Consider the following 5,751-nt stretch of genomic DNA (forward strand, 5'->3'; position numbering starts at 1 on the left):
CTAGCAGACCTCCCCCCCGTCCGCGATCGCCTAGAAGCCCTATTACAAGAAGGAAAAGAAAGCGATCGCCGCTTCCTCAATCAAGTCTTGGGGGGATTTGCCAGTCAAGAATCGGGACTGCAAGAAATTTTTCTCCTCTCCCGCAGCAGTCGCATCCTGGCCTCCAGTAATGTCGAGAAGATTGGCAAATATCAGCCTCGAGTACAATATAGCCGACTTTCCCTGGCCAAAAACCCCCGCCCCAATGCTAATTTTTACCCCGATCCCGACACCGGAAAACCGCAAATCACGTTTGAAACCCCCATTTTCGACGCAGAAGGACAAGATATTGGCTCCCTGGCTACCCATTTAGACCTGCAACGCATCGATACCATTATCAATCGCGATCGCAATCTGGGGGAAACAGGGGAAACCTACCTCGTGGCCAATGTTGGAGGAAATATTGGGGGCGATCTGGGCATCCACCATGTTTTCCTTACTGCCCAAGGGTTTGAGTCCGCAGGATTTACCGAAGGACTTTCCAGCAGAGGAATTATCGAGGCCATGTCGGGGAACAGCGATCGCGGACTTTATCGCAACTATAGCGGCATTCCCGTCATTGGAGTTTATCGCTTTTTGGAACGGCAGGATGTGGCACTATTAGCCGAACAAAGCCAACGAGAAGCCTTTGCCCCAGCCCGAGACCTCGCGATCGCCATTGCCGCGATCGGGTTGGGGTGTTCCATTTTCCTCGCCCTGGGAATGTGGATCCTCGGTCGTCAAATCGTCGGCCCCATTCTCGCCATTGCCCAAACCGCCCGTCAAGTCAGTGCAGGAGTCCAACGCCAAGAATTTCAAACTCTGCCTACTACCCCCGTCCTCACCAAAAATGAAATCGGTACCCTTGCTAAAGCCTTCAATCAAACAATCCTCGAATTGCGATCGGCCTATGGGAAACTCACAGAATACAGCCAGGATCTCGAAGCCAAAGTCGAACAACGCACCCAAGAATTAAGCCAAAATAACACTCAATTACAACAAACCCTGAACAAACTGAAAATCGCCCAAGGTCAACTGATTCAAACGGAAAAAATGGCGAGTTTGGGTCAATTGGTCGCGGGAATTGCCCACGAAATTAACAATCCCGTCAGCTTTATTTACGGCAACGTGGAACATTTGCGAGAGGATGCTTTAGATTTACTGCAACTCGTCCAACTTTATCAACGGACTTATCCCCAGCCAATCTCAGAAATTAGTGATATTCTCGCAGATATCGATCTGGAATTTGTGGCCGAAGATCTCCCCAAAATCCTTGATTCCATTGCTACGGGGTCTCGCAGAATTCGTGATATCGTCCTTTCCCTACGACTTTTTGCCCGTCTCGATGAAGTGGGTGTGAAATCTGTCAATCTCATTGAAGGGATAGAGAGTACCTTATTAGTCTTACAAAATCGCCTCAAGGCCCAATCTAAACGCCCTGAAATTATTGTAACTAAAGATTATCAACCCCTCCCGGTGGTGAAATGTAATGCGGGACAGATTAATCAAGTTTTTCTCAATATTCTTACTAATGCTATTGATGCCCTTGAAGAAGCGATCGCCCGCAATCTCATCACCACTCCTACTTTATATATTCAAACCCAATTGTTATCAACAGAGGAAGTCGCGATCTCGATCGAGGATAATGGTATCGGTATGACGGCAGCAATACGCAATTGTATTTTCGAGCCATTTTTTACCACGAAACCTGTCGGTAAAGGGATAGGATTGAGCTTATCAATCTGTTATTCTGTGGTGGTTGAACAACATGGTGGGGAATTAAGCTGCGACTCTCAACAGGATCGGGGGACTACTTTCACGATCAAATTACCAAAACATCTTTAGACCCAATTGATAATACTCCTAAGCAAAATTTGGCTAGGGGTCTGTCAAACTTACTGCCGGAATTCAACACGCCTTGTTTTGTAAACTTTGCACTTATTATTAGTCAGATGAACAATATTCCTGTTACTTCTCGCACAAAAGTTCGTCGCGCCCCCAAACGAGGAAACTACGATCGCGACACTATTTATCAAATTTTAGATGAGGGTTTAATTTGTCATATTGGTTTTATTGCCAACAATCAACCCTTTGTTATTCCGACTGCTTATGGAAGAGTTGACGATCGCCTTTACCTTCACGGTTCCCCTGCCAGTCGCATGATAAAAACCCTCCAAGACGGGGTAGAAATGTGCGTTACGGTGACATTATTAGATGGGCTGGTATTGGCGCGATCGGCATTTCACCATTCTATGAATTATCGCTCTGTTGTTGCCTTTGGAACGGCAACAGTAGTAGAAGATGAAGGCGAAAAATTAGCCGCATTGAAAGCCTTTAGCGAACATATTCTCCGCGATCGCTGGGAGGAAGTGCGATCGCCTAATCCCAAAGAATTAGCAGGAACTTTGGTGTTATCTTTCCCTTTAACGGAAGCCTCGGCAAAAATGCGATCGGGTCCCCCTATTGATGATGAAAACGATTACGATTTACCTGTTTGGGCAGGGGAATTACCCTTATCTTTACAGGTTTCTCCTCCTATTGCCGATCCGCGTTTATCAGAAAATATTGCTATTTCTCCATCCATTCTCAATTCTCTAGGTTAGACTGATTCGGGCGATCGCTATTTTTTATTAACGATAAATCCATATTTTTCAAACACACTTTTTGCTCCATCTGTCGATAAAAAATCAACAAATTCACGAGCAGTATCGATATTTTTGCTACTCTTTAAAACAGCAATAGGATAAACAATCGGCGCATGAGAATCTTCAGGTGCAATGAGAATTTCGCGACAATTTTTACATAACTTAGCATCTGTACCATAAACAAATCCTACATCAACATTTCCAGTTTCAACATAAGATAAAACTTGCCTGACATCTTTTCCAAAAACAAACTTATTTGCCAATTTTTGATAAAGATTAAAAGATTCTAAAACCTCTTGACTATAAGAGCCAACCGGAACACTTTCTGGATCTCCGAGCGCAATTTTACCGACTTTATCCGAGGTTAACTCCTGAAAATCAGTAATTTTTGTACTCTCCTTGGGGGCGATCGCCACAATTTGATTTTGCAGCAAATTCTGATGAGTCTCTTCTAACACGAGATTTTTGTCTCGAAGAGCATCCATTTGTTTTGTCGCTGCTGAAATAAAAATATCAACTGGCGCACCTTGTTCTATTTGATGCTGTAAGGCACCAGAAGACCCAAAATTAAACACTAATTTAACCTTGGGAAATTGCTGCTCATATTCTCTTCCAACCGTCGCGATCGCATCTTGTAAACTCGCTGCAACGGATATCGTTAGAGCAACATCCTTTCCAACTGGCTCTGTTTCTGAAGGACTGCAAGCAACGAAGAAAGCGATCGCGATCGCACCTAAAAACCATCTTCTCCTAACTTGCATCATTCATCCTTTTAAAAACTACCATTTCATTCCCAACAACTGGACTTCTGGCCACCATTGCTCCTTGTTCATCTAAAATCTCAATTTTAGTAAAGTCCAATTGTTTCGCTCGCTTTAACACTTCATTCGCCAATTCATTTTGCTGGGATTGAGGTAAATCGTACCATTCTGTTCCCACCGTCACCGTCAAATTACCGCTAAAGAAATTAGCTTGAATCGAACTAATTAATCCATCTGCATACTCATTGGTAATCTCCAAAACTTGTTCTTGAATCGCAGCAATTAAACTTTGTTCCGGAGTCAACTTGGGACGAGAAAACGGCAGAGAAAATGGTTTGGGTTTGGGTGTTATAACAGGTTTAGGAGGAGTTGGTGCTGTAATTTCAGGAGGAAGTGTGTTGGTTGGTTGTTGAGGTTGTTGGGGTTGCTCGATCGCCGGTTCAACCCGCTCTGGAACTCCTGCAACAGATTCAGGTTTATCTCCTCCAGAAAAAGCGATCGTTCCCACAAGAATTAGCGCAATTAATCCCCCTAAAATCCCCGTCAGCGCACCATCAGAAAGATTTTCCTCCACAGACTCCGGCAATAAATCCCGCACCTTCTCCAACACCCACTCCCACGCATTTTGCAGGGTTTGCAGGCTTAATAAATCTTCATCTGTATCGGGAACAGGCTCTTTCGGCAGTCCTTCTGGGGAGATTACCGCAGTCACAGCCACAGGTTCGGCCTCAAGTTCCGATCGCTCCCGAACCACCATTTCGCGGTAACTCTCCGGTGTTTCTACCGCCGTAGACAGTCCTTCCACACTCGCCGCTAAGACACGAAAAGCGGAAGGAGGTAAAGACAGATCCGACGCTTCTTCGATTTGATTGGCGATTTGCTCTAAACGCGCGATCGCCTCCCGCACCTGCTTCACTTCATCCCGTGGAGATGATTCTCCAGTTTGGGTTTCCCCCGTTACCGGTTCTTGTTGTTCTTCAGACATAAATTTTTCCTCCAGACCCCACCAACTCGGAAAATCTGAGATAATTCTTGGCAAATGAACAATCTCAACAGGCCAAATTTATCACTATCTGTGGTTATTTAGCTCAATTGCTTAACGGGAATCAACAATCTTATGAAACGCCGTCATTTTTTCTTCTTTTCTGGAGGTCTGGCGATCGCAGGATTGGGTTATCTCAGTCAAAACATCAAAACCCAAACCCATCCCCTCCCTACTAATGCCGATCGCCTGCTAGAACCCCCGAATTTTCGCTTTGTATCCATCGCCGACAGTGGAACGGGGTCAAAGTCGCAATATGATGTTGCTGGAGCCATGAAGGGCTATTACGACCAAAATCCTTATCCTTTGGTGGTGATGGCGGGAGATAATATTTACAATAATGGGGAAATCGAGAAAGTTGAGGCAGTTTTCGAGCGTCCTTATCAACCCTTGCTCGATCGCGGCGTTCGCTTTCAAGCCTGTTTGGGAAATCACGATATTCGCACGGATAACGGCAATCCACAAGTTGCCTATCCTGGTTTTAATATGAAGGGACGTTACTATAGTTTTCACGAGGAAAATATCCAGTTTTTTGCTCTCGATACGAACTATGAAACCGACTGGAAATCACAATTAACTTGGCTAGAAAATGAGTTAAGTCGCTCTCAAGCAGCGTGGAAAATTGTTTTTGGTCATCATCAAATTTATGCCTCGGGACATTATGGCTATAACGAATTTCTCGCGCCTAAATTAACGCCTTTATTTGCACAATATGGAGTTCAACTTTATATTAACGGTCACGAACACCATTACGAACGCACTCATCCCCTTCGCGGCACTACTTATATAACCTGTGGCTGTGCGGCGGGTTTGCGTCCCGTGGGGCGATCGCAATGGACCGCATACTCGGCTTCTCGTTTAGGTTTTGCTGCTTATGAAGTCTATGGCGATCGCATGATTGTGCAGGCGATCGCTACCGATGGAACCGTATTCGATCGCGGTATTGTAAAGTTTAACTAAAAATATAGTCAAACAGAGTGATTTATGGTAAATTATTGTCATCATGTTTATCCAACTCAACCAAAAAAGTAGGAGTTGGTAAATTAGATAGGATTGATTGATTGAGATGTAGATGTTTTCAAGGCTGTAACTTTTAATCAACCGGGCTTTGTCCTTTTGTTGACCATGGCAGACTCGAAAAAAATCCTCATCAATTGAACAAAAGCATTCCCAAATGCCTTTAGGGGCTATGGGATAGAGAGGTGCGTAGTTCACCCAAGGAGAATTAATCTCGCAAAGCCAAAATGAAGGGGATTTCTGAAATGGAATCCATGTCTTGTTTATA

The 5,751-nt window shown here is 44.5% G+C and carries 5 protein-coding genes; 3 read left to right on the forward strand and 2 right to left on the reverse strand.

Features of this window, described 5'->3' with window-relative positions; translation table 11 throughout:
• On the forward strand, positions 1–1,863 hold a 1,863-nt coding region (locus VB714_RS14300; protein ID WP_323225271.1), incomplete at its 5' end, for a sensor histidine kinase.
• A gap of 107 nt (positions 1,864–1,970) precedes the next feature.
• Positions 1,971–2,621 carry a pyridoxamine 5'-phosphate oxidase family protein gene (locus VB714_RS14305; protein ID WP_323225273.1) on the forward strand — a complete coding sequence of 217 codons (651 nt, stop codon included), beginning with the start codon at positions 1,971–1,973 and terminating at the stop codon, positions 2,619–2,621.
• 17 nt (positions 2,622–2,638) lie between these two features.
• Here VB714_RS14305 and modA read toward each other — a convergent pair whose 3' ends face one another.
• A complete protein-coding gene (gene modA, locus VB714_RS14310; protein WP_323225275.1) occupies positions 2,639–3,427 on the reverse strand; it encodes a molybdate ABC transporter substrate-binding protein in 789 nt (262 codons plus the stop codon).
• A complete protein-coding gene (locus VB714_RS14315; protein ID WP_323225276.1) occupies positions 3,414–4,409 on the reverse strand; it encodes a hypothetical protein in 996 nt (331 codons plus the stop codon). Before VB714_RS14315 ends, modA begins: the two co-directional genes overlap by 14 nt.
• A 132-nt stretch (positions 4,410–4,541) precedes the next feature.
• Here VB714_RS14315 and VB714_RS14320 point away from each other — a divergent pair, with 132 nt between their 5' ends.
• A complete protein-coding gene (locus VB714_RS14320) occupies positions 4,542–5,426 on the forward strand; it encodes a metallophosphoesterase family protein (protein ID WP_323225277.1) in 885 nt (294 codons plus the stop codon).
• Positions 5,427–5,751: the final 325 nt, after the last annotated feature.

Source organism: Spirulina sp. 06S082 (assembly GCF_034932145.1).
GTDB lineage: Bacteria > Cyanobacteriota > Cyanobacteriia > Cyanobacteriales > Spirulinaceae > CCY15215.